This window comes from Rathayibacter sp. AY2B7, assembly GCF_002931635.1.
Lineage (GTDB): Bacteria > Actinomycetota > Actinomycetes > Actinomycetales > Microbacteriaceae > Rathayibacter.
This window is the reverse complement of sequence record NZ_PSUC01000039.1, coordinates 1-26,616: the sequence shown is the minus strand read 5'-3', so window position 1 is coordinate 26,616 and position 26,616 is coordinate 1. Positions and strand designations below refer to the sequence as shown.

The window sequence follows — 26,616 nt, the reverse complement described above, 5'->3', positions numbered from 1 at the left end:
CGAGCCGATGCGCTGCGCTTCACGGTCGCGGCGGCGCCGGCCCCCGCAGTCCCTCCGGAGCGGCTGGTCGCGGTCGCGGCGGCCGTCCGGGCCTCGGAGGTGCTCCGCTTCGCGTACGCGGAGGCGGTGCGCCGCGTCGAGCCGCACCACCTGGTCGCGCGTCAGGGCCGCTGGTACCTCATCGGCTTCGACCTCGACCGCGACGACTGGCGGGTGTTCCGCGTGGACCGGCTCGAGCCGCGCTCGCCCCGCGGCGCCCGCTTCCGCCGCCGGGTGCTGCCGGGCGGGAGTCCCGCCGAGTTCCTGGAGGCGCGGTTCCGCGGCGGAGCGCCCGGGGAGGGGTGGCCGTGCCGCGGCTCGGTGGTGCTGGAGGCGCCCGCCGCCGAGGTCCTGCCCTACGCGGGCGACGGGGAGGTGGAGGACCTCGGCGACGCGGGCTGCCGACTCGCCCTCGGCGCCTGGTCGTGGGAGGCGCTCGCCGCGTCGTTCGGCCGGTTCGACGCTCCGATGGCCGGGGCCGAGCCGCCCGAGCTGGCCGCCGCGTTCCGCGTGCTCGCGGAGCGGTACGCCGCGGCGGGAGCCTGACCGGAGCGCGTCGGCCGTCCGCCGCCGCTACTTCACCGAGTACCGGGCGCTCCCGGTGCTGCCGTCCGCCGTCGTGACCGTCAGCGTCCAGCAGGTGCCCCGCTTCGCGGGCACCGTCCACGCCTTCACGTAGCGGTTCGTCGCGGTGTCGTAGCGGAGGCGTCCGGTCAGGGTGGTCGTCGGCGCTCCGGTGAGGACGGCGCCGGCGGTGCAGGAGGTCTGCTTCTGCGTGACGCTGCGCACGTCGGCGAGGGCGGAGTGGCGGAACGTTCCCGCGGAGGACGTCGAGGTCACCTGGAACGTCATGCCGGTCGCGGCTCCGGCGGCCACGCTCTTCACCGAGGTGCTGAGCCCGCCGATCGTCCACGGGGTCACGGTGTAGGACGCGGTGAGGGTCGAGACGTTGCCCGCCCGGTCGGTCGCGGTCGCCCGGTACACGTGCGGTCCGACGGAGCGGCCGCCGCCCGTGATCACGCAGTCGCCGGTGAGGCCCGAGAGCGCGTCGTCCGCGAGGCAGCGCGCCTCCGGGAGCACGGTGCCGAAGGGGTAGGACCCCTCGGGCCTCGACGTGAACGAGAGCTGCGGCTTCGTGGTGTCGATGGCGATGCCGCTGCGGGTCGTCGTGGCGCGGTTGCCCGCGTTGTCGACGGCGGTGCCGGTGACGCTCTGGCCGGGGCCTTCGCGCAGGAACCGCGCGGGGGTGCAGCTGCGGATCCCGGAGCCGCTGCCGTCCGCGCAGGAGAAGCCGACGGAGACGGGGGAGCGGAACCAGCCCGCGGCGTTCGGAGCCGTCGGCGCGGTCGTCGCGGCGATGGTGGGGACGCCGGTGTCGACGATCCGGTAGGTCGCGGTGGCGGTCGTGCTCAGTCCTCCGGGGTCGGTCCAGGTGCAGGTCGCCGTGCGGGTGCCGAGGCCGTTCACGAGCGTGCCGGTGACGACGGCCTCTTCGCTGAAGGTTCCGCTCTCCGCATCCGTGATCGCGCAGGCGGCCCTCGGCTCCGAGCCCTTCTCGTAGGAGGCGCCGTCGGCGGCGGAGGCGACCGTCACGACGGGCGGGGTGTTCGCGGGGACCACGGTGACCGTGTGCGGCACGCCGGCCGTCGTGCCGTACGCGTTCCGCGCGCTCACCGTGAAGGTGGAGTCGCCCGCGGTGGTCGGCCTGCCCGAGACGACGCCCTCCGGCGAGAGGGCCACCCCCGCGGGAAGGGCGCCGGACGAGACCTCGAAGGTCGCGGCCGGGCCGGACGCCGTGAAGGTCGCGGAGTAGCGGGTCCCGGTCTTGACGAGCGTCTCGGCGGTGTCGGCGGTGAGGGTCGGCAGCGGGCCGATCGCGAAGGCGTGGTTGAAGCCGACCGCGATGCCGGTGGCGCCCGTGATCCCGGCCGGGACGTCCAGCTCCGTGTCGCCGTCGGGGTGGAGGGAGACGACGGTGCCGTCGGACGTCAGCAGGACGCTGAAGCCGATGCCGGCGGCGATTGCGGTGATGCCGCCGAGATCGGCGGGGACCCGCGGCAAGCCGGAGTCGGCGGGGTCGCCCCAGGTGACGACGGTGCCGTCCCGCTTCAGGGCGAGGCTGTGGGAGTAGCTGACCGACACGGCGACGACGTCGCGGAGGCCTGCCGGGGCGGTGTACGCGCCCCTGTCGTCGCCGCCCCACGCCACGACGGTCCCGTCGGCGCGCAGCGCGAGGCTGTTCCAGCCGCCCGCGGCGATCGCGACCACTCCGGAGAGACCCGCCGGCACGTCGGTCGCTCCGAACTGATCCGAGCCCCAGGCTGCCACGGTCCCGTCGCCCCGCAGAGCGAGGGTGTGGTAGCTGCCCGCGGCGACGGCGGTCACGCCGCCGAGTCCGGCCGGGACGTCGGTCTGGCCCTGACGGTCGTCGCCCCACGCGACGACCGTCCCCTCCATCGTGAGGGCGATGCTGTGGAGGTACCCGGTCGAGATCGCCGTCACCTCGCGGAGCCCGGCCGGCACGTCCCGCTCGCCCTCCAGATCCGCTCCCCAGGCCTCGACGGTGCCGTCGGTGTGGAGCGCGAGGGTGTGGCTGTAGCTGCTCGCGACGTCCGTGAGGTCGGACATGCCCGCCGGCACGTCCCACTCCCCGTTGAGGTAGCGCCCCCAGGCGGCGACGCCGTTGGCGAGGTGGTCGTTCCCGACCGGCACCGGGTCCGGCTCGGCGGAGGCGAGGGGAGCCGCGGTGCCGGCGAGCAGGGCGACGGTCGCGGTCAGAGCGAGCAGAGTGCGGCGCAGACCCGCGGCGGTGCGGGCGGGGCGCGGAGAAGCGGGGTCGGTCACGGGCTCACGCTAGGGGTCCGCTCTCGTCCACGGCGGGGGCGGGGGCGCCCTGTAGCGGACATGTCCTCTAGAGGGCGGAGCGCCGCTTCTCCAGGGCGGAGCCTGGCCCCTCGGGGCCCGCGGCGGAAGGGCTTGCCCGGATCCGCGGCGGGCGATTGGCTGGAGGACAGGAGAGAGAGGTGTCACCATGACGCAGACCTTCCCCGCCTGGTTGCGGGATCAGCAGAAGAGGGACGACGAGGTCGGCCGCTTCGCGCAGGCCTTCGGCGGTCGCGACGACCTGCCCGAGCACGGCGGCCGCGCGATCTACGACGGCTACTTCGCCAGCGAGCCCGAGTCGGCGCAGGCCGATCTGGACCGCGCCTGGATGGAGTTCGAGGCGCACCCCGAGCCGTCCGCCACGTCCGACGAGCCGGAGGGACTCCGATGAGCGACCAGACCCCGAGCCCCGTCGAGGACCCGGACGACCAGTCCGACAAGCCGTCGCAGGCCGAGGGCGAGGACGAGCGCGACACCCCGCACGAGGTCCTGCCCGCCGAGGGCAAGCCCTCCAAGGCCGAGGGCTGAGCCGACGCACTGAGCCGACGCACTGAGCCGACGCACTCCCCGGAGGGGCGCATCCTGCAGAGGGTGCGCCCCTCCGTCGCGTCAGCGCCCGGTGACCGCCAGCAGCTCGTGCGCCGCGGCGCTGTCCGGGTAGCGGGAGAGCACGCGCTCCAGATCGCGCCGAGCCGGGGCTGTGCGCCCGTCCGTGAGGAGCGTGCTCGCGCGCTCGAGCAGCGCCTCCGCCCGCAGCTCCACGGGCCGCGCACTGGTGACGGTCGGGCGCACCACCCGGTCGAACGCCTCGAGGGCGCCCTCGATCAGGCCGAGCTCGCGGAGAGCGACGCCGCGGCGGATGAGCACCGCGGCGGAGGCGGCGTCCACGTTCTCGACGGGCGCCGAGAACTCGGCCACGTCGCTCCAGCGTCGGCGGGCGGAGTAGAGGGAGGCGAGCGTCGACGCCGCGAGGGTCGACGGCTCCAGGGTCTCGACCGCCACGACCGCCGCGGCCGGATCCGTGGGTGCCGCCAGCTCGGCGTAGAGCAGGCGCAGCGCCGGGGCGTCGAGCGGCACCTCCACGTCGAGGCCGCCGCTCAGCGGCAGGCGGACGGTCAGCGCGATCCCGTAGCGGCGGAGGAAGGAGTCGGCCGACGGGTCGTAGCGGATGCGCACCAGCCAGCCGGTGAGCCGCAGAGCGCGATCGTCGTCCGCGGAGTGCAGGGCGTCGCGGACGAGCTCGACGACGGCCGCGAGGCGCGAGCCCTCGGGGGAGCCGGTGGTCGCCTCGTGCAGGTCCTCCGCCGGCGCCCCGGCACGCACGAGCCGGAGTAGGGGCGCCTCCCACGCCGGAGCGAGGGCGGAGGGGCGCACGAGACCCGGCCCGCCGGGCATGCTGAGCCAGCCGGACAGCCGGGAGCGGTGGTCCTCGGGGGAGAGCGGGTCGCCGGCCGCCCGGAGCCGGGGGCGCGCGAGGGCACGGAGCTCACCGCTCCGCCGGAAGCCGACTGCCACGGCCGATCCCCCTCCGCGTGCGACGGCGGCTGAGGACCGTCGATCCGCCGAGTCTACGGCGTCGCGCCCCGCCGTCACCCCCGAACGGGGAGCGACGCGCTGGCGGCGATCCCCCGCCTCCCGTCGTCGCCCCCCGGCGCTGTCAGGCGCCGATCGAGCCCGCCGTGCGCAGCGGCATCACGTCGGGCTTCTCGGCGGTGCTCGCGATCGTCACGACCGCCTTCTCCTCGTTCGAGCGGAGCACGGCGTCCATGATCTCGAGCACGTGCAGGGCCACGCGGCCGGAGGCGCGGTGCGGGCGGTCCTCCGCGATCGCCTCCGCGAGGTCGGCCAGTCCCACTCCGCGACCGGTGTCGATCACGCCGGCGGAGTCGGGGACGACCCGCCAGTCCTCGTCGCGGACGGCGACCTCGACCGGGTCCGAGAACATGTTCGGATCCGGGACCGAGATGGTGCCCTCGGTGCCGTAGACCTCGAACTTCGGGGCCCGGCTGCGCCAGACCTCGAAGCTCACGGTGACGGTCGTGGCGACTCCGCTCGCGTGCTCGAGCAGCGCGGTGATGTGGGTGTCGATCGTCACCTCGATCGGCGTGCCCGCCTTCGGCCCGGTCTCGATCGTGCGCGGGCGGTCGGAGCGGGTGGCCAGGCCCGTGACGCGGACGACCGGCCCGAAGAAGTGCACGAGCGCCGTCAGGTAGTACGGGCCCATGTCCAGCAGCGGGCCGCCGCCGGGCTGGTAGTAGAACTCGGGCGCCGGGTGCCAGCGCTCGTGGCCGGGAGCGGCCCAGTGCACCTGCGCGGCGATCGGGGTGCCGATCGCTCCGGAGTCGAGGGCGAGGCGCGCGGTCTGCACGCCGGTCCCGAGCACCGTGTCCGGGGCGCTCGCGAAGCGCAGGCCCAGCTCGTCCGCGAGGTCGAGCATCGGCGCGGCCTCGGCCGGGTTCAGCCCGAGCGGCTTCTCGGCGAAGACGTGCTTGCCCGCCTTCAAGGCGCGGGTGCCGATCTCGACGTGCGCCGCCGGGATCGTGAGGTTCAGCACCGCGTCGATCTCCGGGTCGTCGATCAGCGCGTCGACGGTGAGGGCGCGGACGCCCTGCTCGTCGGCGACCTGCTGCGCCCGCTCCTGGTTCAGGTCGGCGACCGCGACGAGGCGGAGGCCGGGGAAGGTCGGGAGGTTCGCGAGGTACTGCTCGCTGATCTTCCCGACGCCGATGATGCCGACTCTCAGCGGGACGCCCACAGCATTCCCCTCTCGATGATCGTGCGGACGTTGTCGTCCTGGAGGATCTCGACGCGGTGGCCCGGCGTCGAGACGAAGATGCGGCCCTCGCCCCAGAGGCGGGTCCAGATCGCGGGGGAGGTGATGGGGCGCTTCCACGGGTCCCACGGGCGGACGGCCTGCGTGGTCGTGGCGAGCACGTCGTTGTAGTCGTCGTGCAGCACCCAGTACTGCTCCGTGACCAGCTCGAAGTCGGAGATGCCCTGCGTGATCGGGTGGTCGGCGGCGAGGGCCGTCATCTCGATCGTGTGCGGCATGTAGTTGTCCGACTGCTCGCCGGTGCGCTCGTCCGGGTGCTTGCCGGGGTGCGAGGCGAACTGGCCGCCGATCAGCTGCAGGTAGTCGGAGTTGTCGCGGTAGGAGTCGGCGATCCCGCCGTGCCAGCCGGCGAGGCCCGTGCCGCGCTCGACCGCCGCGCGGAGGCCCAGGAACTCCTCCCACTGGATGGAGGTCATCGTGTTCGACTGCACGATCAGGTCGACCGTCCGCATGTAGGCCTCGTCGGCGTACACGGCGGTCGACTCCTCGACGCGCACGTCGTAGCCGTTGTCGCGGAGGAACGGCAGGAACAGCTCGGTCGCCTCGACCGGTTGGTGGCCGTCCCAGCCACCTCGGACGACGAGGGCCGTCTTGCCGGGAGTGGTCGGGGAGTGGTCGGTCATCGTCGTCCTCACGTGCGGGCGGATCGCTCCGCGGTTCGTCATCGAACAGGACTTGCGCAACTTCCGTGCGGAGGCCCCGGCGTCCGACCATCATGCACCGCGGTTCCCGGCGGAGCAAGCCGTCCTGACGCAGGGCTAGTTGCGAAAGTCGGTATCCGCTACGGTGAGCACATGCCCGACCACGACGACGTCTCCGGAGCGACCACCCGCCCGACCATGGCGCTGATCGCCGAGCGCGCCGGGACGAGCGTCCCCACCGTCTCGAAGGTGCTCAACGGCGGCACCGACGTCTCGGAGGCGACCCGCCTGCGCGTGATGGAGGCGGCGCACGCGCTCGGCTACCGCCGCCGCCCGCGCCTGCGCCCGCCGGTCGACGATCCGCACTCCGCCCAGATCGTCGACGTCGTCGTCGGCCACATCGGCGGCACCTGGATCGGACCGGTCCTCGAGGGGATCGAGGCCGAGGCCTCCGCCGCCGGGGTCGACCTGGTGCTCACCCGCGCCCGCGACGACGGCGCCTGGATCAGCCGCCTCCTCCGCCGCCCCTCACTCGGCGCCATCGTGGTGCTGGTCAACGTCTCGGCCGCGCAGCTGCACCTGCTGACCACCGCCGAGCTGCCCGTCGTCGTCGTCGACCCCAGCACGCGGCCGCCGGCCGACGTCGCGAGCGTCGGCGCGACCAACTGGGACGGGGGCCGCATGGCCGCCGAGCACCTGCTCGACGCCGGCCACACCCGCTTCGGCGTCCTCGGCGGCACCCGCACCCAGCTCTACAGCAGCGCCCGGATCGACGGCTTCACCACCGCGCTCCGCGCCGCCGGGGTCGAGGATCCGCGCGTCGCCTACTGCGACTGGGACCGCGAGCTGGCCCGCGAGGCCGCCGGGCTGATGCTCGCCGAGCCCGACGCGCCGACCGCCTTCTTCGCCTGCTCCGACGTGATGGCGCTCGGCGTCTACGAGGCCGCCGACGACGCCGGCCTCCGCATCCCCCGCGACCTCAGCGTCATCGGCTTCGACGACGTCGAGGAGTCGGCCTGGGCGACCCCGCCGATGACCACGATCCAGCAGCCCATCGGCGAGATGGGCGCCATCGCCTTCCGGATGCTGCACCAGGCGCACCGGTCGGCGACCCCGCTCGCCTCGGGAGCCTCGGCCACCCGCATGGAGCTGGAGACGCGGCTGATCCGCCGCGCCTCCGTCGCGCCCGTGCGCGTCTAGCGCCGCCCGCTCGCCCTCCCACCCCCGCCCCCTCGGGATCGATGCGTCACGAACGGCCCCTCTCCCGCGCCCGTGACGACCGTTCGTGACGCATCGACCCCGGTGGGCGCCGCGGAGGGCAGCGACCCGGGCCGCACCGCCTATGCTGCCCGGATGCGCAGCGCGACCGGGGGGATGGTGGTCGCGTCGTTCGTCTCGCGGATCCTCGGGTTCGTCCGGCTGGCGCTCCAGATCGTGGCGGTCGGCGGCACGAGCGCGTCGGTCGGCGGGCAGGTGTTCGAGGTCGCGAACTCCGCGCCCACCTACCTGTACGGGCTCATCGCGGGCGGGGTGCTCGGCGCGGTGCTCGTGCCGCAGATGGTCCGGGCGCGGGCCGACGGACCGGAGGGCGTGCGGACCCTCGAGCGGCTGCTCACCGTCTGCCTCGGCGGAGCGGCGCTCCTCACGGCCGCCTGCACGCTCGCGGCGCCGCTGATCGTCGGGCTCTACGCCGGGGGCTGGTCGGCCGACTGGGCTCTGCTCGCCACCCAGATGGCCTACTGGTGCCTGCCGCAGATCTTCTTCTACATCGTCTTCGCCGTCTTCTCGCAGCTGCTCAACTCCGCCGAGAAGTACGGGCCGGGCGCGTGGGCGCCCGCCTGCGCGAACGTGATCTCGGTGCTCGGGATCGCGGTGTTCCTCCTGATCCACCCCGAGGCGGCGTCGACACCCGCCGACGAGTGGACGCCGGAGATGGTGGCGCTCCTGTGCGGCACTGCCACTGCGGCGATCGTGGTGCAGGGGGTGATCGCGGTCGCGTTCTCGCGGTCCGTCGGCGTCCGCCTGCGGCCGCGCTTCGGCGTCGCCGGGCTCGGCGGAGTGTCGCGGGACGCGGTCTGGGTGTTCCTCGGCGCCCTCGTCGCAGAGGTGTCGTACATCGTCGTCTCGAACGCGGCGACGGCGGCCGGCCAGGCCATGAACCGCGCCGGCGTCGACGGGCCGAGCCTCAACTCCTTCTCGAGCGCGCAGCTGCTGCTCCTGCTGCCGCACGGCATCCTGGTCGTCTCCGTCGCCACGGCGATGTTCACGCCGCTCAGCCGGGACCTGCACCGCGGCGATCGGGCGGCCGCGGCGGTGAACCTCCGACGGACCGAGGACGCGGTGCTCGCCGTCACTCTGCTCGCGACGCTCCTGTTCGTCGCGGCGGCGCCACTGCTCACGCAGCTCGTCTTCGGCACACCGGTGATCGGCGGAGTCCTGCAGCTGCTCGCCCTGAGCCTGGTCGGCTTCAGCCAGACCTACGTCCTCAACCGGGCGATGTTCGCGCTGGGTCGGGCCCGCGACTCGCTGGCGACCCAGGTCGTCTCGGCCGTCGGCGTCGCGGTGGGGGCGCTCGTCGGCGGGCTCCTCCTGCCTGCCGAGCTCGTCGTGCCGGCGATCGCGGGCGGCACCGCCCTCGGGACCACGGCCGCGTGGGCCCTCGCCCACCGGCTGGTCCGGCGCCGGATCGGCGTCGTGCCGCAGCCGACCCGGGACCGCCGCGCCGCTCTCGTCGCGGCGCTGGTCGCAGCCTGCGCGTCGGTGCCGCTCGGCCTGCTGCTCGCCGTGCCCGCCGACCGCCTCGCGGCCGGCGCCGTGCTGCTGCCGGTCGGACTCGCGATCACCGCCCTGTTCGTGGTCGTGCACCGGGTCGTCGGCGGGCGCTGGCTCTGGTCGCTGGTGCTCGCGCCGCTCTGAGGGGCTGCGCGTGCGGTCCCGCGGCCCCCGCCCTCAGTGCCCCGCGCCGAGGTTCCCGGCGAGGCGGCCGTGCATCCGGGTGGAGGCGTCGTTCATGCCCTCGATCACGGCGCGGGTGCCGTGGCGCTCGTACTTGGTGGTGACGGCGTCCAGCGCGGCGACGGTCGACGCGTCCCAGACGTGGGAGCCGGAGAGGTCGATCACGACGTGCGCGGGGTCCTCCGCGTACGAGAACTGCGTGGTCAGGTCGTTGCTGGAGGCGAAGAACAGCTCGCCGGTGACCGTGTAGTGGGCCGTCGATCCGTCGGCGGAGAGGGTGCGCTCGACGGTCGCGAAGTGGGCGACCCGGCGGGCGAAGACGACCATGGCGGCGAGGACGCCGATGACGACTCCGATCGCCAGGTTGTGGGTGAGGACGACCACGACGACCGTGGCGATCATGACGACCGTTTCGCCGACGGGCATCCGCTTCAGGGTCGACGGGCGGATGCTGTGCCAGTCGAACGTCGCCACCGAGACCATCACCATCACCGCGACCAGCGCGGCCATCGGGATGATCGCGACGAGGTCGCCGAGCGCGACGACGAGGATCAGGAGGAACACGCCGGCGAGGAAGGTCGAGATGCGGGTGCGGGCGCCGGACGCCTTCACGTTGATCATCGTCTGGCCGATCATCGCGCAGCCGCCCATGCCGCCGAACAGGCCGGAGAGCACGTTCGCGGCGCCCTGCCCGAGCGACTCGCGGGTCTTGCGGGAGGGGGTGTCGGTGATGTCGTCGACGAGCTTCGCGGTCATCAGCGACTCGAGGAGTCCGACGAGCGCCATCGCGACGGCGTACGGCGCGATGGTCGTGAAGGTCTCCCAGGTCAGCGGCACGTTCGGGACGAACAGCTCGGGGAGGCTGCGGGGCAGCTCGCCCTGATCGCCCACGGTGGGGACGGCGACCGCCGTGACGACGACCGCCGCGGTGATGAGGACGATGGCGACGAGAGGCGCCGGAACGGCCTTCGTCAGGCGAGGCATCACGACCATGATCACGATGCCGACGGCGACCAGCGGGTAGACCAGCCAGGGCACGCCGATCAGGTTGGGGATCTGCGCCGAGAAGATCAGGATCGCCAGCGCGTTCACGAATCCGACCATCACGCTGCGGGGGATGAAGCGCATGAGCTTCGCCACTCCGAGCAGCCCGAGCACGATCTGGAGCACGCCCGCGAGGATCACCGTCGCGATGAAGTAGTCCATCCCGTAGTCGCGGGCGACGGGGGCGATCACGAGGGCGACGGCGCCGGTGGCGGCGGTGATCATCGCGGGGCGCCCGCCGAGGAACGCGATCGACACGGCCATCACGAACGACGAGAAGAGGCCGACCCGCGGATCCACGCCCGCGATGATCGAGAACGAGATCGCCTCGGGGATGAGCGCGAGCGCGACGACGAGGCCGGCGAGGACCTCGCGGGTCAGGATGCGGGGGGTGCGCAGCGCCGTCATCACGGTCGGCTCGGCGTGGGGGCGGGCAGGGGTCTTCGAGGCGAGGGCCATCGCGGCGGCTCCAGGGAGTGGGAGGGGTGCTCGACGAGGAGCGCGGAGAGCTGCGGCATCGGGTCGGCGGAAGCGGGCGGGGATGCCAAGCTTGCAGAGGCGTGTCAGCAGCACGTGCAACCCTACCCTCACGTAAGGGTAGATCTGAAGGGGTGAGCAGGATCGGCACCATGCACATCGGCGAGCTCGCCGAGCGGACCGGCCTCTCGCTCCGGACCCTGCGCCACTACGACGAGATCGGCCTCGTGAAGGCGTCCGGCCGCACCGAGGGCGGCTTCCGCCTCTACACGTCCACCGACTACGACCGCCTGATCCTCATCCGCCGCATGAAGCCGCTCGGCTTCTCGCTGGAGGAGATGGCCGCGCTGCTCCGCGTGATCGACACTCTCGAGGCCGAGGGCGACGACGCGCCGGCCGAGGTCCGCGCGCAGCTCGACGCCTTCGTCGCGCAGGCCCGCGAGCGCCGCGAGGCGCTGAGCGCCCAGCTCGCGATGGCCGACGAGTTCGTCGAGCTGCTCACCAGCCGCTGAGCCCGGCCGCTGAGCCCCGGCCGCCTGCGCGATCGATGCGTCGCGAACTGCTCCCACGCGGCTCCGATGACGACCGTTGGCGACGCATCGGATCCCGGGGGCGCGCGGGACGTCCGCTCAGGTCGCGCTCGCGTCGGGCAGCTGCTCCGGGCAGTGGCCCCCCGGCTCGGTGGCGAGCTCGAAGTGCCAGATCTCGTTCGCGTAGATCTGGCAGAGCCCGTAGTCGGTGCCGTGCTGCGCGAGCCAGCTGTCCGCGTCCGTGTAGCCGATGTCGACCGCGCCGCCGGTGAGGTGGGCGGAGGAGGTGACGGATGCGACGCGGCGGCCCGCCTCCTCCGCGCCGTACTCGCGGACGGCGTCGTCGACCAGCGCCTGCTGGTAGCGCTCGCTGCGCCAGCCGCTGGTCACCACGAGAGGCACGTCGTCGGCGGCCGCGTCCGTGGCGGCGGCCTGGACGGCCGCGCGCAGGGCGGGGTCGAGGCGGGCGATCGCCGGGAGGTCGTCGGCGAAGGGAGAGACCGACTCGCCCTCCTCGATGTAGCCGTCCTCGTCGCCGAGGGGGTCGGAGAAGAGCTCGGCCGCCGCGGGCGCGCTGCCGCGCCGCTCGCTCAGGAGGGCCCACGACGCCGCTCCGAGGAGGGCGGCGAGCAGGACGACGGCCAGGGACGCGGCGATCACGGCGGAGCCGGCGCGGCGAGGGCGGTGAGGGGAGACGAAGGTGGAGCGCATGCAGCGAGCACACCAGGGGAGGGGTGACGGGAGCGTCAGGGCCGAGCAGACGCCGACCATACGCCGGGAGGGGGGAACCGCACCGTCACCGTGAGCCCGCCCTCGTCGCGGGCGTCGAGGCGCAGCTCGCCGTCGTGCACCTGGACGATCCGGGCGGCGAGCGCGAGCCCGAGCCCGGCGCCGCGCGGGCCCGCCCCGCCCGCGGTGCGTCCGGCGCCGCGCACGAAGGGCTCGGTCATCGTGGCGAGCAGCGCGTCGGGGACCACCGGTCCGGTGTTGACGACCGCGACCTCGACCGCTCCGTCGGGTGCGGTCCGCGTCGCGACGACCACCCGGCCGCTCTCCGGCACGTTGTGACGGACGCCGTTCAGCACGAGGTTGCCGAGCAGCTGCCGCACCAGCACCGGATGCCCGTCGAACGAGCCCTCGCCCAGCTCGTCGACCACGACGATCCCGGAGGCCTCGGCCAGCGGGCGCAGCTCGTCGACGACGTCGGAGGCGGTCTCGGCGATGTCGACGGGCTCCCGGAGGAGCGGCTCGGACGAGTCGAGGGCCGCCAGGGCGAGCAGCGCCTCCACGATCTCGGTGCCCCGCCGGTTCGTCTCGTCGAGGCGCCGGAGCGTCTCGCCCGGGTCGCCGCTCCCGGGGTCGGCGAGGGCCGCGTCGAGGATGCTGCGCGCGATCGCCTGCGGGGTCCGCAGCTCGTGCGAGGCGTTCGCCGCGAACCTCCGCTGCTCCGCGAAGGAGCGCTCCAGCCGCTCGAGCATCGAGTCGAAGGCGTCGGCGAGCAGGCCGAACTCGTCGGGTCGGCCCCCGAGCCCGACCCGCCGGTCGAGCGAGCCGGCGGCCACCTCCCGGGCGACCGCGCTGATCCTCGCCAGCGGGCGCAGGATCCGCCCGGCGAGGAACCAGCCGCCGATCAGCCCCACCACCGCCAGGGCGAGGAGCACCTGCCACACCCGCGGGAGGAGTGCCTCGATCAGGTCCGTGCGGCTCGGCACGAAGGGGCCGCCCGCGTCGATCTGCTCGTCGGGCACGAAGCGGAGGACGTAGAACAGCAGGGCGATGAGCGCTCCGCCCGCGACGAGGAGGAACCCCGCGTAGCTGAGGGTGAGGCGGAGGCGGACGCTCACGGTGCCGAGGCGCCGGGGTCGACCATCCCGTAGCCGACGCCCGGCTCGGTGCGGACGACCCAGGGGTCGCCGAGCCGCTTGCGCAGCGAGGAGATCGTGATGCGGACGGCGTTGGTGAACGGATCGGCGTTCGCGTCCCAGGCCCGCTCGAGCAGCGTCTCGGCGCTCACGATCCCGCCGCGCGCGGCCATCAGGACCTCGAGCACGGCGAACTCCTTGCGCGTCAGCGCCACGTAGCGGTCGCCGCGGTAGACCTCGCGGCGGAACGGATCGAGCCGGAGCCCGGCGAACTCCAGCACCGGGGGCGCGCCCTCGGCCGGCCGGCGCGCGACGGCCCGCAGCCGCATCACCACCTCGCGGAGGGCGAAGGGCTTGGTGATGTAGTCGTCCGCCCCGAGCTCGAAGCCGCGCACCTTCTCGTCGAGCCGGTCCGCCGCGGTCACCATCAGCACCCGCACCGGCAGCGCGTCCGCGACGATCCGCCGCAGCACCTCGTCGCCGGGGATGCCGGGCAGGTCGCGGTCGAGCAGCACGGCGTCGTAGTCGGTGACCGCCAGCTGCTCGAGGGCCGTCTCGCCGTCGGGGGCGATGTCGACCGCGATCGCCTCGAGGCGCAGCCCGTCGCGCACCGCCTCGGCGAGGTAGGGCTCGTCCTCGACGATCAGCACGCGCATGCCGTCATGCTACGGACCGGGGCGTATGGCGGGCGTCTGGTGTGCCGGGGCTCGCTCTCCGCACTCTGCTCCCCGGCGTCTGCTCGTGGCCGCGTCAGCCGAGCACGCGGATCGGCGCTCCCGAGGCCCAGGCGCGGATGCACTCCAGCGAGTCGGCGAAGAAGCGTCGGTAGGTGTCCTCCGTGACGTAGCCCAGGTGCGGGCTGAGCACGGTGCGCGGGGCGCTGCGCCAGGGGGAGTCCGAGGGGAGCGGCTCCTCGTCGTGCACGTCGAGGGCCGCGCCGCCGAGCGCGCCCCGGTGCAGGGCGTCGAGGAGGGCGGGTCCGTCGACGAGGGCCGAGCGGGCCGTGTTCACCAGCAGAGCGGTCGGCTTCATCCCGGCGAGCTCGTCCTCGCCGATCATGCCGCGCGAGCCGGGAGTGAGCCGGGCGTGCAGGCTGACCACGTCGGAGGTCGCGAGCAGCTCCTCCTTCGACACTGCGGCGGCCCCGGCGGCGACGGCCCGCTCGGTGTCGAGGTGCGGGCTCCACGCCACCACGTCCATGCCGAACGCCGCGCCGACCCGGGCCACCCGCGAGCCGATCGCCCCCAGCCCGAGGAGTCCGAGCCGGCGCCCGGCGAGGTCGCCGCCGATCGTCCGCTGCCAGCCGCCCTCGCGCACGGAGCGGTCCTCCTCGGGCAGGTGCCGCAGGGCGGCGAGGATCAGCGCCCAGGTGAGCTCGGCCGCGCCGGTGGTGCCTCCGGAGGCTCCGCTGGACACCACGACGCCCGCACGGGAGGCGGCGGCGAGGTCGATCGCCGAGTTCGCCCGGCCGGTGGTGACGAGCAGGCGGAGGGAGGGGAGCGCCGACAGCACCGCCTCGTCGAAGCGGGTGCGCTCGCGCATCGCGACGACCACGTCGAACGGCGCGAGCGCGGCGACCACCTCCTCCGCGGTGCCGAGGTGCTCGCGCAGCACGGAGACCTCGGCACCGCCCGGCACGTCCGTCCAGTCGACGGCGCGACCGGCGACCCCCTGGTAGTCGTCGAGGACGGCGATGCGGATCGGACCGGGCACGGTGGGCTCCTTCTGACGGACGGACGGACGGACGGGCGGGCGGTTCGGCGGCGGCGCGGATCAGGCGAGCGCCGACGGCACCACGACGAGCAGCAGCCAGCAGATCGCCGGCGCGATCGCGACCACGATCCCCGCGTTGACCAGCAGCTGACGGTAGAACCGGCCCCTGTCGATGTTCTGCGCGTTGGCCAGCACCAGGGCGCCGTTCGTCGAGAACGGCGACACGTCGACCACGGTCGCCGCGATCGAGAGCGCGGCCACGACCCCGACCACCGGCAGCTCCCCGAGCTGCAGCAGCGGCAGCGAGAGCGGGATGATCGCGGCCAGCAGCGCCGTCGAGGAGGCGAAGGCGGAGGAGATGCCGATCACGTAGCAGAGCACCAGCGCCACCAGGAGGGGCGCCCCGATGAGCAGCGCCATGTCGGCGAGGTCGTCGATCGTGCCGAGCTCCTCGAGCATCGCGATGTAGGTCACCATGCCGGCCACCAGCAGCACGGTCGGCCAGCTGATCCCGGCGATCGACCGGCTCGTGTTCTTCAGGTCGGTGAAGGAGAGGAGGACGCCCGCCGCGATCGCGACGAAGCTGATGGGCTGGTGCAGGACGAGCACGATCAGCAGGATCGCGGCGATCAGTACCAGCGTCAGCAGGCGGGTGCGGGTGAGCGGGATCCGCTCGGCCTCGACAGCGTTCGGCCCGACCGTGCGGATGGAGCCGGTGGCCGTGTACTCGAGGGTGCGGACGCGGGAGGCGACGGCGTAGACGACGACCGTGAGCACCGAGAGGAGCGTGTTGATCCCGAAGCTGGAGAGGAACAGCTGCCACGGGTCGAGCGTGAGGCCGGCGTCCTCGACGATGCCGCGGACGAGCACACCCGAGACCGAGATGGGGGAGAAGGCTCCGGCGTGGGCGCCGTTGATGGTCATGATGCCCATGACGAGGGGGCTCATCCGAGTGCGGCCGGCGAAGCTCATCGCGGCGGGGGCGATCAGCGCGACCGCGGCCGGGCTGAAGGTGCCGAGCGAGGTGAGGAAGGCCGCGACGAGGAAGAACACCCACGGGATGAGGTAGACCCGGCCGCGCACGGCCCGGATGCAGGCGTTCACCATCAGGTCGATGGTGCCGTTCTGCTTCGCCATGCCGAAGAAGTAGGTCACGCCGATGATGGTGAGGACGATCGACGCCGGGAAGACCTCGAGGATCTCCTTGTCGTCGTAGCCGAACGCGATCGCGCCGACGAGGAAGGCTCCGATGAAGCCGAGGAAGCCGATGTTGATCGGGAACACGGTCGCGATGACGAACATCACGACGAGGCCGATGAGGGGGATGATCTCGATAGACGACACTGTCTTCTCCTGATTGGTGCTGACGGTAGCGCGTCAGCGCGCGAGGGTCTGGTGGGTGAGCAGCTCGGAGTCGGCGATCCGGCGGGCCGCGCGCTGCAGGAGCACGCGGGTGGTGCCGGCGTCGGCCTGCACCTCGCAGCGGAGGGGGCCGCCGAGGGTGCCGATGCGCAGGGCGGTGGTCGACGGATCGACCCCCGTCGCGGTGAGGACGGAGCCGTCGACGCCGGCCGCGAGGGCCACGGCGACGGCGCTGGTGAGGCCGATGGTCGGGTGCGGGGCGTTCATCGAGAGCATCCGCACCGAGACGTCGTAGTCGGCGGCGGCGACGTGCTCGCCGAGCGAGGTGACGTAGTCGACGGCCGGGCCGACGACTCCGACCTTGGGCACCGCGTCGCCGGCCGCCTCGACCGACGGAGCCAGCCCCATCGCGACCGCGGCGTGCGCGCGGATCCGGCGCAGCAGCGGCACGTGGGCGAGCAGGTCGATCTCGCCGGCCGCCGGTCCGAGGCCGAGGGCGCTCGCCGCGACGAGCACGACGGGGGCGCCGGCGTCGGCGAGGGTGACCTCGAGCTCCCGTCCGTCGACCGCGAGCGTGGTGAGCGGGCCGCCGCCGGGCCAGAGCGAGCCGGTGGAGGAGCCGGCCGGGTCGACGAACGCCAGGTCGACCGCCGTGCCGGTCCCGCGGACGCCGGGGACCGAGACCTCCTCGGAGGAGCCGCCGGCCACGCGGGCGTCGACGACCGCCGAGGTGTTGAGGTTGCGCATCCGCACGCCGGTGAAGCCGTTCTCGTCGCGGGGGAGGCCGAACTGCTCGACCGCCCAGAGGGCGACGGCGGTGGCGCAGTTGCCGCAGTTGCTGCCCCACTCGACGACGTGGGCGCCGATCGCGACCTGGGCGAACAGGTAGTCGATGTCGATGCCGGGCTCGGTGCTGCGGCCGACGACGACCGCCTTCGAGGTGACGGAGGTGCCGCCGCCCACGCCGTCGAGCTGGCGGGGGTCGTCGGCGCCGAAGAGCTCGATGAGGAGCTCGGCGAGGGCGTCCCGGTCGGCGGGGACGGCGTCGCGATCGAAGAGCCAGCACTTGCTGGTGCCTCCTCGCATGAGGGTGGCGGGAATGCGCACGGTGCCTCCTGAGCGTCGGTGATGGGCTCACGCTACGAATCAGGAGGCTTCGGCAAAATCTCGAAATGCTACGGAGGCCTTAAGGAGAGCTACACTCGCCCATGGCCACCTTCGATCTCGTCACTCTCGATCTGCTCCTCGACGTCGTCGAGACGAGCACCCTGACGGGCGGCGCCGCCCGCTCCCGGATGACCACCTCGGCCGCCTCCCAGCGCATCGCCAAGCTCGAGCAGCTCATCGGGCAGCCGGTCCTGGACCGTCTTCCGCGGGGCGTCCAGCTCACCGAGGCGGGGCGGGTCCTGGTCGAGCGGGCGCGGGCGGTCCGCCGGGAGCTCCGGGCCGCCGAGGGGGAGCTCGAGGCGATCCGCGGACTCGAGCGGGGCACCGTGCGCCTCGGCTCGTTCCCCACCGTGAGCGCCTCGCTCCTCTCGGACGCGCTGAAGGACGCCCACGCGGCCTGGCCGGGGATCGAGATCCGCGTGCAGTCCGCTCTCCGCCCGCAGCTGATCGACATGCTCAGCTCGGGCGAGATCGAGCTGGCGCTGCTGTGGAGCTACGCCTGGACGGAGGAGACCGAGAAGAACCTCGTGCTGCGCCGCCTCGTGCAGGACGAGACGATGCTGCTGGTCGCCGCGGACAGCCCCATCCAGGACGGCGTCCCCCTCCGCTCGCTCGCGCGCGAGCAGTGGATCACGCGCAACGGAGGCCACCCCGCCGCCGACGTGCTGTACCGCAGCTGCGCGCGCGCCCGCATCACCCCGGACGTCGTCTACGAGGCGTACGACTACCAGGAGGTGCAGGCGATGGTCGCTGCGGGCGTGGGCATCGCGATGGCGCCGCGGCTCGCGCTGGCGACGCACCGGGACGACGTCCGGGCCGTCTCGTTCCGGCAGGCCGACGCCGTCCCGGCGCGGACGATCTACCTCGCGACGCTGGCCCGGCGCGTCGAGACCCCGGCGATCCGGGCGCTCTCGGAGGCGGTCACCCGCGCCGCCCGGGCCTTCGCCGCCGCGGCCTGACGGCGGCCGTCAGCCGCGCGGGCCGCGGGCCAGCAGGGCGTGCAGCAGCGGCAGCGCCGACGCGATCATCAGCACGGTCCCGAAGCCGCTGTCGTCCGGGCGCACGACGGCGCCCGCGATCAGCAGGCCCGCGAACAGCACGGCCGAGATCACGCGGCGGACGGTGCCCTCGAGCCGGTTCAGCCGGCGCTCGATCGTGGGGACGGTGACCGCGAGCTCGCCGTCGTCGAGGGTCGTGACGAGCTCGTCGAGCCGGCGCGGCAGGCGCCAGATCAGGCCGAGCGTGTCGACGGCCTGCTTGCCGACGTCCTGCACGACGGAGCCGCGCTCCTCGCGGATCAGCTGCTGCGCGTAGGGCTCGACCGAGTCCCACAGGTTGAAGGCCGGGTCGAGCGCGCTGCAGACGCCCGAGGTCAGCGACATCGCGCGGATGACGAGCAGGAAGTTCTCGGGGAGCTGGAACGGCAGCGCGCGCACCACGTCGCCGAACTGCACGGCGAAGTCGCGGAACTCGCGCGGATCCACCTCCCGCAGCTCGGCGAAGCCCATGCCGCCGAAGCGGGCGAAGAGCTGCGTGAGCGCCCGCTCCAGCTCGCGGGAGTCGGCCGAGGGGAGGAGGACGCCGACCGCGCGGGCCGCGTCGACGAGCCCCTTGCCGTCGCGGGAGGCGGCGGCGATCAGCATCCGGCGCAGGCCCGCACGGGTGCTCGGCGGCACCTCGCCCATCATCCCGAAGTCGATGAAGGTGAGGCGCCAGGGCAGCTCGCCCCCGGGGGTCGGCGTGACGAAGACGTTGCCGGGGTGCGGATCCGCGTGGAAGTAGCCGTTGGTGAAGAGCTGGTCGAACATCACGGCCGCGAAGACCGGAGCGACCTCCCGCGGGTCGATTCCGGCGGCCAGCAGCGCGGCGTGGTCGGTGATCTTGATCGCGGTGACGTCCTCGAGCGTGAGGACCTTGCGGGTCGAGCGCTCCCAGACCACGTCCGGGACGGCCACCCGGACGTCGCCCGCGAAGTCGGCGGCGAAGCGGACGGAGTTGGCCGCCTCCTGCAGGTAGTCGATCTCCTCGAGGCTGGTGACCGCGAACTCCTCGACGAGCGCCGGGGCGTCGACGCGGTCCGAGACCAGGCGCACGTGGCTGAGCCAGCCGCCGACGCGGCGCAGAGCCGCGAGGTCGACCTCGACGATCTGGTCGATCCCCGGCCGCTGCACCTTCATGATGGCGGCGGAGTAGCCGGTGTCCTCGGCGTCGACGGGGGAGAGCCGGGCGCGGTGGGCCTGCCCGAGGGAGGCGGCGGCGACGGGCGACTCGTCGACTCCGGCGTAGGCGCGCTCGAGCGGCAGCCCGAGCTCGGACTCGGCCAGCGCCCGGATCCGCGGGAACGGGACGGGCGGGACCTCGTCCTGCAGCCCCTCCAGCTCGCGCGTGATCTCGGGCGGCAGCACGTCCAGGCGCGACGACATGAACTGGCCGACCTTGATCATCAGGCCGCCGAGGTCGACCGCGAGCACGTGGAAGCTGCGGGCGAAGCGGCGCATCCGGCCGGGCCGGGTGCGGAGCGCGACGCGCGTGAGCCCCACCCGCGGCAGGAGCAGGTCGAAGAACCAGGTGACCGCGAGATGCCACGCGGCGAAGCGGAGGATCCGGCGGTAGCGCCGCCGGTCCTCCCGCTCTCGGTGGCCCGGGGCGGCAGGACCCGGGCTGACCGAGGCCACCCGGGTCAGTCCTGCGCGAGGATCGCGTACAGGCGGCGGCGCACGTCCTCGAGTTCGGCGACGGCCTTGCGGATCTGCTCGGGGGTGCCCGAGCGTCCGACCTGGGCCGCGGCCTGGGCGAGCTCGAGGCCCGCCTTGGGCAGGGCGCCGAAGTCGACGTGGTCGGAGTCGTTCCACGGGGTCGAGGTGCCGTGCTCGGCGACCGTCGCGCGGCCGGCGTCGGTCAGCGTGTAGGTCTTGCGGCCGTTCTGCTCGTCGGCCGTGATGAGGCCCTCGTCCGCGAGGAGCTGGAGGGTCGGGTAGACGGAGCCGGGGCTCGGCTTCCAGTCGCCTCCGCTGCGCTCCTCGATCTCGCGGATGATCTGGTAGCCGTGCATGGGCTGCTCGGCGAGGAGCGCGAGCACCGCGGTGCGCACGTCCCCGCGGCCGACCCGGGAGCCGACGCGCTTCTCCATGCGGGAGCGGGCCTGCTCCATCGCGCGCCAGATGCTCTCGATGGGCGTGCCGGTGCCGAACGCGCCGGTCGATGACGATCCGTTCATGATGACCTCCTGTTTCTCCGAACGATACTCAGCGATATGGGTGGCGACTGTGAACGACTGCCGCGTCGGCTCAGAGCTTCGCGAGCTTCGCCCGGGCGACCAGGAACAGCCCGTACATGACCAGTCCCGCGCTGACGAGGGTCAGGGCGATCGTGCCGTACGGAGGGACGTCGAGGAAGCGGATGGCCCCGTCGAGCCCGGTCGCCTGGCGGGCGTCGCCGGTCAGCGCCGCGACCACGAAGATCCCGCCGGCCAGGCCCAGAGCGAGCCCCTTCGTGATGTAGCCGGTCGCGCCGAGGATCAGCACGGCGGTCCCCGTCGGGCCCTCGGGGATGCGGACGAGCTTGCGGAAGCCGCGCCGGATCCCGATCGCGACGAAGCCGATCCCGCTGCCCAGCACGATCCCGCCGACGATCACGAGGATCACGACGCCGACCGTGCTCGTCAGCAGCTCGGTGTTGATGCGGCGGATCGTGGCCGAGGAGCTCGTCGAGCCGCCGAGGGCGAAGACGAGCGTGGTGCCCGCGAGCGTGAGCGAGGCGAAGCCCTTGCCCGACTCGACGATCCGGCGGCCCAGGCGGGCGGCGAGGCCGGGTGCGGAGGAGCGCCCGCCGAGGGAGAGCTGCCAGAGGCCGAGCGCGACGAGCCCGACCAGCGCGGCCCAGACCACCACGAGCCCGACGGGGGAGTCGGCCATGCGCCCGATCGCCCCGGACGCGTCCGCCTCCCGCGAGGTCTCGTCGCTCACCGCGACGCGCAGGGCCAGGCCGCCGATCAGGAGGTGGATCAGTCCGTTGACGGCGAATCCCGTGCGGGCGAGGCGCCGGAAGCGCCGGGTCCGGACTCCGGCGCGCGGCGACGGCACGCTTGCAGTGGACACCGCGCAACCCTCTCATCCCGGGCGGCGTCGGCGCCTCCTGACCCGCCGACGCGCGCTGGGCAACCCTCTCCCCGGCCGGGTGCCCGAGTCGTCGGATGGAGGTGCGGTGCAGATCGCACCGCAGCAGGACGAGAGAAGGACCCCATGCGTGCACGCCGACGTCGCGCGGGCGGTCGCCGAGGGCCGAGGCGGGGCGGACCTCCCGGACCGGTCCCGGGCAGGGGAGGGCGGCGACGATGACCGGAGCGACGCTCCTCGTCCGCCGCCCGTCGAGCCCGGCCTCGCGGGTGCTGGTGCTCCACGCGACGGCGGTCGAGCTGGAGCTGCTGGTGGCCGCGCTGCTCGGACTCGCCGAGGCGACGCCGTGCCTCGACGTGCGGGTGGCGGCGAGGTCGCGGGCGGCGGTCCTGCTGGCGACCGTCGATCCGGAGGTGGTGTTGCCGCTGGCCGAGGCGCGGCGGATCCGCGTCGGGCTCCGCCGCGAGCGCGAGGAGCTGGAGCGCGGCGGGATCGGGTGCCGGCACGTCGTCGAGGCGCGGGCCGGCCGTCGGTAGCTCCGGAGCGGGTCCTCGGCCGCCGGCCTCGTGACGAAGTCCTGACGGAGGTCGTCCACCGCCGATGTGCGCCGCGCCGTCCCGCCCTCGTCAGCAGCAGCCGCAGGCCTCGGAGTCCTCGCTCGTGAGCGCGGAGATCGGCGTCGTGCAGGACTCGCCGCGCCAGGCCTCCAGGCCCTCGCGGACGGCGACCGCGGCGATCACGAGGCCGGCGACGGGGTCGGCCCACGTCCATCCGAGCGTGCTGTTCAGCAGCAGGCCCACCAGGACGGCGGCGGAGAGGTACGAGCAGAGAAGCGTCTGCTTCGAGTCCGCGACGGCCGAGGCCGAGCCGAGCTCGCGGCCGGTCCGGCGCTCGAGCAGGGAGAACGCGGGCATCACCAGCAGGCTGACGGCGGCCAGCACGATGCCGACGGGGGAGTGCTGGGCCTCCGAGAATCCGAGCAGCGCCCGGACCGAGTCGACGGCGATGAACGCGGCCAGGCCGAGGAACGAGACGGCGATCACCCGCAGCGCGGTGCGCTCGCGCGCCTCCGGATCGCGCCCCGAGAACTGCCAGGCGACGGCCGCGGCGGAGAGCACCTCCACCACGGAGTCGAGGCCGAAGGCGACGAGTGCGGTGGACGAGGCGACCGTCCCGGCGGCGAGGGCCACGATCGCCTCCACCACGTTGTAGCCGATGGTCGCGCCGACGATCCAGCGGATGCGCCTCTGCAGGACGCGGCGGCGGGCGGGGAGGAGCGGGGTGCGCAGGGCGGTCATGCGCAGCGGCAGTCGTCGCCGGAGCAGCAGTCCGGATCGACGACCAGGGCCAGGCGGAGCAGGTGGTCGAGCGCCCCGGTGATCCGGGTCTCGGCCAGCCGGTACCAGGTGTACCGGCCGTCCTTCACGGCCTCCACCAGCCCGCATCCGCGGAGGCACGCGAGCTGGTTCGACATCACCTGCCGAGAGACCCCGAGCGCGTCCGCGAGGTCGGAGGGGACGGCCGGAGCCTCGCGCAGCGCGAGCAGGATCCGGGACCGGGTCTCGTCCGCCAGGGCGGATCCGAGGCGCGCGAGAGCAGCGGAGTGGGTGAGGGTCGCGGTGGCGGGCACGGGAGCGACGATACACGCGATGCTGTATCGAGCGCGAGGGCGGTGGTCTCTCCTCGGACGTGCGAGCTCCCCTCCTGCTCCCCCCGTCGGGTGGGCGGACGGGCCGCACTGCCGCGGATCCCCGGGGCCGGCCGCCACGGAGCGCCCCGAGCGGCCCGCGCGCCGTGCCAGGATCCCCTTGATCACGGCGCCCGTCCGCCGCTCCGCCGCTCGGTCTCCTGGAAGGGCCACGGACCCGCCTTGCTCGATGCCACGACCCTCCGCGTCGCCTTCGGGGTCACCGCCCTCACCCTCTTCCTGCTGTTCGCGCTGGTCACCTACCGATCGACGCGCTCGTCCTTCAGCTTCTGGTGGTGCACGGCGCTCGCGCTGTTCATGGGCGGCTCGCTCGCCTACCTCCGCGACGGCACGGCCGACCAGGTGTGGGCGAATCCGCTCGGCAACGGGCTCATCGTGGCCGGCGCCGCCGCGGTCTGGGCAGCGAGCCGCTCCCTCCGCGGCAGGCCGACGCCGTGGTGGCTGGTCGTCGCTCCGACCGTGGTGGTGACGGGCGTGTCCAGCCTCGACTCGCCCGCTGTCAACGACTGGTCGGGAGGGCCGCTCTACCTCGCCTCGATGGCGCTCCTCATCGGCCTGTCGACCCGCGAGATCGCGCTGCTCGGCGCCGGACGCTCGCGCACGCGCTGGCCGCTGCTGCTCAGCTCCGGCGCCCTCTCCCTCTACTACGCGCTCCGGTTCGCCGTGTTCCTGGCCGCGGGGCTGCGCAGCGAGCTGTTCGCGACCTGGTTCGGGACCCCGACCACCACGCTGATCACGCTGGTGCTGCTGGTCGTGGTGTCGTTCAGCATGGCCTCGCTCAGCGGCGAGCAGGTCGCGCAGATGCTCACCGCCGGCGCCGCCCGCTCGCGGCAGGAGCTCGCCGACGGCGAGAGGGTGCAGCGGCGGCTCGAGCCCCGCTCGGTCCCGGACCTCCCGGGCTACGACGTCGCCGGCGCCTGCGTGCCGAGCGGGACGGTGAGCGGTGACTTCTTCGACTGGCGCAGCACGCCCGACGGGCTCGCCGTCACCGTCGCCGACGTGATGGGCAAGGGGGTCGGCGCCGCGATGATCGCGGCCACGGTCCGCGCCGCCCTGCGCGTCACTCCTCCCGCCCTCGGCCCCGCGGCGACGATGGCGCTCATCGACCGGGTCGTCGAGCCGGACCTGTCGGCGAACGACGCGTTCGTCACGCTCCTCCACCTGCGGCTCAGCGCCTCGACCGGCGACATCGCGCTCGTCGACGCCGGACACGGACTCGGGATCGTCTGCCGCGCCGACGGCTCGCGCGAGCGCATCCCCTCCGCCCACCTGCCGCTCGGCCTCCTCGGCACGCAGGAGTGGGAGCCGACCGGCCTCCGGCTCCACCCCGGCGACCTGCTGCTGATCTGCAGCGACGGCGTGCTGGACCTCTTCGACGGCTCCCTCGCCGCCCTCGACCGGGTGGCCGACGCGGCCGTCGCCGCCCCCGCGACCGCCGCCGCCGCGGTCGCCGGCGTCACCCGCCTGGCGGCCGAGGGGCTGCTGGCGGACGACGTGACCGTGGTCGCGATCCGGCGGACCTCGGGGAGCTGACCCGGCCTCAGCCCCGCCCCGCCTGCAGCCGGAGCCCGGCCAGCAGCAGGTCGAGGCCGGAGCGGAACACGTCGAGGTCGTCGTGCGTCGCCATGACGTCGGCCGCGTGGTGGCCGAAGGGGAACTCCTCCGGATCGAGGGCGCGCCAGCGGTCGGCCAGGTGCTCGAGGAACTCGCCCCTCTCCATCCCGCTCTCGAGGAACTTGCGGGGCGGCGGCTGCGCCAGGTCGGCCGCGACTCCGACGACGTAGCTGACGATGGACGACACGGCGTGGAACCGCTGCCGGGGCGTCAGGTCGAGAGCCATGAGCTGCTGCCCGAGGCGCTCGTACATCGCCATCGAGTTGGGCTGCACCCCGGTCGTGCGGAGCATGTAGAGGCCGAACCAGGGTCGGCGGACGCACTCGTCGAAGAGGGCCAGTGCGACGGCGCGGACGTTGTCGATCGGGTCCGGCCCGTGGGTGAGCGGCTCGCTGTCGGCGAGGACCCGACCCATGACCTCGTCGGTCGCCCGCTCCAGCAGCTCGTCGCGGCTGCCGACGTACCAGTAGATGCTCGCCACGCCGCCGCCGAGTCGGGCCGCGAGCGCGCGGAACGTGAGGGCCGACTCCCCGGACTCGTCGAGGATCGCGATCGCCTCGGCCAGCACGGTGTCGAGCGAGTGCGACGCTCGGCGGCGGCCCCGGGCGGGGGAGGGCGCGGCAGCGGTCTCCGTCGGGCGATCTGCAGGCATGGCTTGCATCTTACCGAACGGCGTTCCATACTATCGAACGCCGTACGAGAGTCGAACGGCGTTCGATAGGAAGGCGCCTCGATGTCCGCTCCGACGACCACCTCCGCCGAGTCCCGCGCTCACACCTCCCTCCGCTCCGCGGCACTCCCGCTCGCCGCTCTCTGCCTCGCGTTCTTCGTCGAGATGGTCGACAACACGCTGCTCTCGATCGCCCTCCCGACGATCGGACGCTCACTCGACGGGTCGACCGCCGGACTGCAGTGGGTGACCGGTGCCTACTCCCTGACCTTCGGCGGGCTGCTGCTGACAGCCGGGTCCGCCGCCGACCGGTTCGGCCGCCGCCGCGTGCTCCTCACCGGCCTCGCCGCGTTCGGGCTGATCAGCCTCGCCGTCGTCCTCGTCACCGACATCAGCCAGCTGATCGCCCTCCGCGCGGCGCTCGGCTGCGCCGCGGCCGCCATGGCGCCCGTCACGATGTCGCTGGTGTTCCGGCTCTTCGACGACGAGAGGCTCCGCATGCGGTCGATCACGATCGTGATGATCGTCGGGATGTCCGGCATGGTCCTCGGCCCCCTCCTCGGCGGCTCGATCCTCAGCACCGTCAGCTGGCAGTGGCTGCTTGTCGTCAACGCCCCGATCGCGCTGCTGGTCTGGATCGGCGTGCGCCTCGGAGTCCCCGCGGACCGGCGCGCCGACCTCACCTCCGGTCGGCTCGACCTGCCGGGGACCGCCCTCACCGTCGCCGCGGTGGGGCTCGGCTGCTACACGCTCACCAGCGGAGTCGAGAACGGCTGGCTGTCGCTCCTCACGATCGCCTGCGCCGCGGGCACCGTCGCCGCCGTCGCGGGATTCGTCGTCCGCGAGCGCCGCGCCGTCTCGCCCATGATCGACCTCGCGATCTTCCGCGCCGGCCCCGCGCGGGGAGCGGCGCTCACGCAGCTCGGCGCCTCGGTCGCCTTCGCGAGCGTCCTGTTCGGCCTGATCCTGCACTTCCAGTACGCCTACGGCTGGAGCCCGGTGC

The 26,616-nt window shown here is 73.7% G+C and carries 27 protein-coding genes; 10 read left to right on the top strand and 17 right to left on the bottom strand.

Annotated elements, in window-relative coordinates; all coding sequences use genetic code 11:
- Positions 1 to 585, top strand: a 585-nt coding sequence (locus tag C5C27_RS08575; RefSeq protein ID WP_146079633.1) for a YafY family protein, incomplete at its 5' end; no start/stop codon positions are given.
- Between the two features lie 27 nt (positions 586 to 612).
- Here C5C27_RS08575 and C5C27_RS08570 read toward each other — a convergent pair.
- Positions 613 to 2,883 (bottom strand): PxKF domain-containing protein, encoded by a 2,271-nt coding sequence (locus C5C27_RS08570; protein WP_104314133.1) that lies wholly within the window; start codon positions 2,881 to 2,883, stop codon positions 613 to 615.
- A 187-nt stretch (positions 2,884 to 3,070) separates the two neighbouring features.
- Here C5C27_RS08570 and C5C27_RS08565 point away from each other — a divergent pair, with 187 nt between their 5' ends.
- Positions 3,071 to 3,313: a hypothetical protein gene (locus tag C5C27_RS08565; RefSeq protein WP_104227148.1), complete on the top strand. Its 243-nt coding sequence runs from the start codon at positions 3,071 to 3,073 to the stop codon at positions 3,311 to 3,313.
- Positions 3,310 to 3,450 (top strand): hypothetical protein, encoded by a 141-nt coding sequence (locus C5C27_RS17995; protein ID WP_159940045.1) that lies wholly within the window; start codon positions 3,310 to 3,312, stop codon positions 3,448 to 3,450. The genes C5C27_RS08565 and C5C27_RS17995 overlap by 4 nt, the downstream gene beginning before the upstream one ends.
- An 81-nt stretch (positions 3,451 to 3,531) precedes the next feature.
- Here the strand turns inward: C5C27_RS17995 and C5C27_RS08560 are convergent, their stop codons facing one another.
- The 3 genes from C5C27_RS08560 to C5C27_RS08550 all read right to left on the bottom strand — a co-directional run bounded on the left by C5C27_RS08560 (position 3,532) and on the right by C5C27_RS08550 (position 6,378).
- The gene (locus tag C5C27_RS08560; protein ID WP_104314132.1) at positions 3,532 to 4,437 is read right to left on the bottom strand and encodes a tol-pal system YbgF family protein; all 906 of its coding nucleotides are present in this window, start codon (positions 4,435 to 4,437) and stop codon (positions 3,532 to 3,534) included.
- A gap of 142 nt (positions 4,438 to 4,579) precedes the next feature.
- On the bottom strand, positions 4,580 to 5,677 hold the full coding sequence (locus C5C27_RS08555; protein ID WP_104238491.1) for a Gfo/Idh/MocA family protein: 1,098 nt from the start codon (positions 5,675 to 5,677) through the stop codon (positions 4,580 to 4,582).
- Positions 5,662 to 6,378, bottom strand: a complete 717-nt coding sequence (locus tag C5C27_RS08550; protein ID WP_104224320.1) for a ThuA domain-containing protein — start codon at positions 6,376 to 6,378, stop codon at positions 5,662 to 5,664. The genes C5C27_RS08555 and C5C27_RS08550 overlap by 16 nt, the downstream gene beginning before the upstream one ends.
- Positions 6,379 to 6,549: 171 nt before the next feature.
- On the opposite strand from C5C27_RS08550, the gene C5C27_RS08545 reads away from it, so the two are divergent.
- Entirely contained in the window at positions 6,550 to 7,596 is a 1,047-nt protein-coding gene (locus C5C27_RS08545) for a LacI family DNA-binding transcriptional regulator (RefSeq protein WP_104314131.1), read from the top strand.
- 153 nt (positions 7,597 to 7,749) lie between these two features.
- Positions 7,750 to 9,312 (top strand): murein biosynthesis integral membrane protein MurJ, encoded by a 1,563-nt coding sequence (gene murJ / locus C5C27_RS08540; RefSeq protein ID WP_146079632.1) that lies wholly within the window; start codon positions 7,750 to 7,752, stop codon positions 9,310 to 9,312.
- Between the two features lie 33 nt (positions 9,313 to 9,345).
- On the opposite strand, the gene C5C27_RS08535 is transcribed toward murJ, so the two are convergent.
- Positions 9,346 to 10,854 carry a SulP family inorganic anion transporter gene (locus C5C27_RS08535; protein WP_104314129.1) on the bottom strand — a complete coding sequence of 503 codons (1,509 nt, stop codon included), beginning with the start codon at positions 10,852 to 10,854 and terminating at the stop codon, positions 9,346 to 9,348.
- A 170-nt stretch (positions 10,855 to 11,024) separates the two neighbouring features.
- Here C5C27_RS08535 and C5C27_RS08530 point away from each other — a divergent pair, with 170 nt between their 5' ends.
- Entirely contained in the window at positions 11,025 to 11,384 is a 360-nt protein-coding gene (locus C5C27_RS08530; RefSeq protein ID WP_104227142.1) for a MerR family DNA-binding transcriptional regulator, read from the top strand.
- A gap of 117 nt (positions 11,385 to 11,501) precedes the next feature.
- Here C5C27_RS08530 and C5C27_RS08525 read toward each other — a convergent pair whose 3' ends face one another.
- From C5C27_RS08525 to C5C27_RS08500, 6 genes are all read right to left on the bottom strand, one after another.
- Positions 11,502 to 12,113, bottom strand: coding sequence for a D-alanyl-D-alanine carboxypeptidase family protein (locus C5C27_RS08525; protein ID WP_104314128.1), 612 nt, complete (start codon positions 12,111 to 12,113; stop codon positions 11,502 to 11,504).
- 35 nt (positions 12,114 to 12,148) lie between these two features.
- On the bottom strand, positions 12,149 to 13,246 hold the full coding sequence (locus C5C27_RS08520) for a HAMP domain-containing sensor histidine kinase (protein ID WP_104314127.1): 1,098 nt from the start codon (positions 13,244 to 13,246) through the stop codon (positions 12,149 to 12,151).
- Positions 13,243 to 13,920 (bottom strand): response regulator transcription factor, encoded by a 678-nt coding sequence (locus C5C27_RS08515; RefSeq protein ID WP_104314126.1) that lies wholly within the window; start codon positions 13,918 to 13,920, stop codon positions 13,243 to 13,245. Before C5C27_RS08515 ends, C5C27_RS08520 begins: the two co-directional genes overlap by 4 nt.
- 94 nt (positions 13,921 to 14,014) lie before the next feature.
- Positions 14,015 to 14,977 (bottom strand): D-2-hydroxyacid dehydrogenase family protein, encoded by a 963-nt coding sequence (locus C5C27_RS08510; RefSeq protein ID WP_104238497.1) that lies wholly within the window; start codon positions 14,975 to 14,977, stop codon positions 14,015 to 14,017.
- Between the two features lie 60 nt (positions 14,978 to 15,037).
- On the bottom strand, positions 15,038 to 16,321 hold the full coding sequence (locus C5C27_RS08505; RefSeq protein ID WP_104238498.1) for an SLC13 family permease: 1,284 nt from the start codon (positions 16,319 to 16,321) through the stop codon (positions 15,038 to 15,040).
- A gap of 33 nt (positions 16,322 to 16,354) precedes the next feature.
- Positions 16,355 to 17,446, bottom strand: coding sequence for a PrpF domain-containing protein (locus tag C5C27_RS08500; RefSeq protein ID WP_104314125.1), 1,092 nt, complete (start codon positions 17,444 to 17,446; stop codon positions 16,355 to 16,357).
- 101 nt (positions 17,447 to 17,547) lie between these two features.
- On the opposite strand from C5C27_RS08500, the gene C5C27_RS08495 reads away from it, so the two are divergent.
- Positions 17,548 to 18,465 (top strand): LysR substrate-binding domain-containing protein, encoded by a 918-nt coding sequence (locus C5C27_RS08495; RefSeq protein WP_104238500.1) that lies wholly within the window; start codon positions 17,548 to 17,550, stop codon positions 18,463 to 18,465.
- Positions 18,466 to 18,474: 9 nt separating this feature from the next.
- Here C5C27_RS08495 and C5C27_RS08490 read toward each other — a convergent pair whose 3' ends face one another.
- From C5C27_RS08490 to C5C27_RS08480, 3 genes are all read right to left on the bottom strand, one after another.
- Positions 18,475 to 20,181 carry an AarF/ABC1/UbiB kinase family protein gene (locus C5C27_RS08490; RefSeq protein ID WP_104314124.1) on the bottom strand — a complete coding sequence of 569 codons (1,707 nt, stop codon included), beginning with the start codon at positions 20,179 to 20,181 and terminating at the stop codon, positions 18,475 to 18,477.
- A 5-nt stretch (positions 20,182 to 20,186) separates the two neighbouring features.
- Complete coding sequence (locus C5C27_RS08485) at positions 20,187 to 20,723, bottom strand: PadR family transcriptional regulator (RefSeq protein ID WP_104224292.1); 537 nt, start codon at positions 20,721 to 20,723, stop codon at positions 20,187 to 20,189.
- 70 nt (positions 20,724 to 20,793) lie between these two features.
- Positions 20,794 to 21,603 carry a DUF1206 domain-containing protein gene (locus C5C27_RS08480; protein ID WP_104238502.1) on the bottom strand — a complete coding sequence of 270 codons (810 nt, stop codon included), beginning with the start codon at positions 21,601 to 21,603 and terminating at the stop codon, positions 20,794 to 20,796.
- 236 nt (positions 21,604 to 21,839) lie between these two features.
- Between C5C27_RS08480 and C5C27_RS08475 the strand changes: the two genes are divergently transcribed.
- On the top strand, positions 21,840 to 22,157 hold the full coding sequence (locus C5C27_RS08475) for a hypothetical protein (RefSeq protein ID WP_104314123.1): 318 nt from the start codon (positions 21,840 to 21,842) through the stop codon (positions 22,155 to 22,157).
- A 90-nt stretch (positions 22,158 to 22,247) separates the two neighbouring features.
- On the opposite strand, the gene C5C27_RS08470 is transcribed toward C5C27_RS08475, so the two are convergent.
- Both C5C27_RS08470 and C5C27_RS08465 read right to left on the bottom strand, forming a co-directional pair.
- Positions 22,248 to 22,919: a cation diffusion facilitator family transporter gene (locus C5C27_RS08470; RefSeq protein ID WP_104314122.1), complete on the bottom strand. Its 672-nt coding sequence runs from the start codon at positions 22,917 to 22,919 to the stop codon at positions 22,248 to 22,250.
- The gene (locus C5C27_RS08465) at positions 22,916 to 23,251 is read right to left on the bottom strand and encodes a helix-turn-helix transcriptional regulator (protein WP_104314121.1); all 336 of its coding nucleotides are present in this window, start codon (positions 23,249 to 23,251) and stop codon (positions 22,916 to 22,918) included. Before C5C27_RS08465 ends, C5C27_RS08470 begins: the two co-directional genes overlap by 4 nt.
- 240 nt (positions 23,252 to 23,491) lie before the next feature.
- On the opposite strand from C5C27_RS08465, the gene C5C27_RS08460 reads away from it, so the two are divergent.
- A complete protein-coding gene (locus C5C27_RS08460) occupies positions 23,492 to 24,862 on the top strand; it encodes a PP2C family protein-serine/threonine phosphatase (protein ID WP_104314120.1) in 1,371 nt (456 codons plus the stop codon).
- Between the two features lie 7 nt (positions 24,863 to 24,869).
- Here C5C27_RS08460 and C5C27_RS08455 read toward each other — a convergent pair whose 3' ends face one another.
- A complete protein-coding gene (locus C5C27_RS08455) occupies positions 24,870 to 25,595 on the bottom strand; it encodes a TetR/AcrR family transcriptional regulator (protein WP_219813148.1) in 726 nt (241 codons plus the stop codon).
- Positions 25,596 to 25,676: 81 nt separating this feature from the next.
- On the opposite strand from C5C27_RS08455, the gene C5C27_RS08450 reads away from it, so the two are divergent.
- The coding region (locus tag C5C27_RS08450; protein ID WP_146079631.1) for an MFS transporter at positions 25,677 to 26,616 on the top strand (940 nt) is incomplete at its 3' end.

Excerpts from the sequence above, each read along its gene's own strand:
- C5C27_RS08525 (WP_104314128.1), bottom strand. The coding sequence starts at position 12,113 with ATGCGCTCCACCTTCGTCTCCCCTCACCGCCCTCGCCGCGCCGGCTCC.
- murJ (WP_146079632.1), top strand. The coding sequence starts at position 7,750 with ATGCGCAGCGCGACCGGGGGGATGGTGGTCGCGTCGTTCGTCTCGCGG.
- C5C27_RS08530 (WP_104227142.1), top strand. The coding sequence starts at position 11,025 with ATGCACATCGGCGAGCTCGCCGAGCGGACCGGCCTCTCGCTCCGGACC.
- C5C27_RS08495 (WP_104238500.1), top strand. The coding sequence starts at position 17,548 with ATGGCCACCTTCGATCTCGTCACTCTCGATCTGCTCCTCGACGTCGTC.
- C5C27_RS08550 (WP_104224320.1), bottom strand. The coding sequence starts at position 6,378 with ATGACCGACCACTCCCCGACCACTCCCGGCAAGACGGCCCTCGTCGTC.
- C5C27_RS08470 (WP_104314122.1), bottom strand. The coding sequence starts at position 22,919 with ATGACCGCCCTGCGCACCCCGCTCCTCCCCGCCCGCCGCCGCGTCCTG.
- C5C27_RS08545 (WP_104314131.1), top strand. The coding sequence starts at position 6,550 with ATGCCCGACCACGACGACGTCTCCGGAGCGACCACCCGCCCGACCATG.
- C5C27_RS08455 (WP_219813148.1), bottom strand. The coding sequence starts at position 25,595 with ATGCCTGCAGATCGCCCGACGGAGACCGCTGCCGCGCCCTCCCCCGCC.
- C5C27_RS08565 (WP_104227148.1), top strand. The coding sequence starts at position 3,071 with ATGACGCAGACCTTCCCCGCCTGGTTGCGGGATCAGCAGAAGAGGGAC.
- C5C27_RS08485 (WP_104224292.1), bottom strand. The coding sequence starts at position 20,723 with ATGAACGGATCGTCATCGACCGGCGCGTTCGGCACCGGCACGCCCATC.
- C5C27_RS08515 (WP_104314126.1), bottom strand. The coding sequence starts at position 13,920 with ATGCGCGTGCTGATCGTCGAGGACGAGCCCTACCTCGCCGAGGCGGTG.
- C5C27_RS17995 (WP_159940045.1), top strand. The coding sequence starts at position 3,310 with ATGAGCGACCAGACCCCGAGCCCCGTCGAGGACCCGGACGACCAGTCC.
- C5C27_RS08535 (WP_104314129.1), bottom strand. The coding sequence starts at position 10,854 with ATGGCCCTCGCCTCGAAGACCCCTGCCCGCCCCCACGCCGAGCCGACC.
- C5C27_RS08475 (WP_104314123.1), top strand. The coding sequence starts at position 21,840 with ATGACCGGAGCGACGCTCCTCGTCCGCCGCCCGTCGAGCCCGGCCTCG.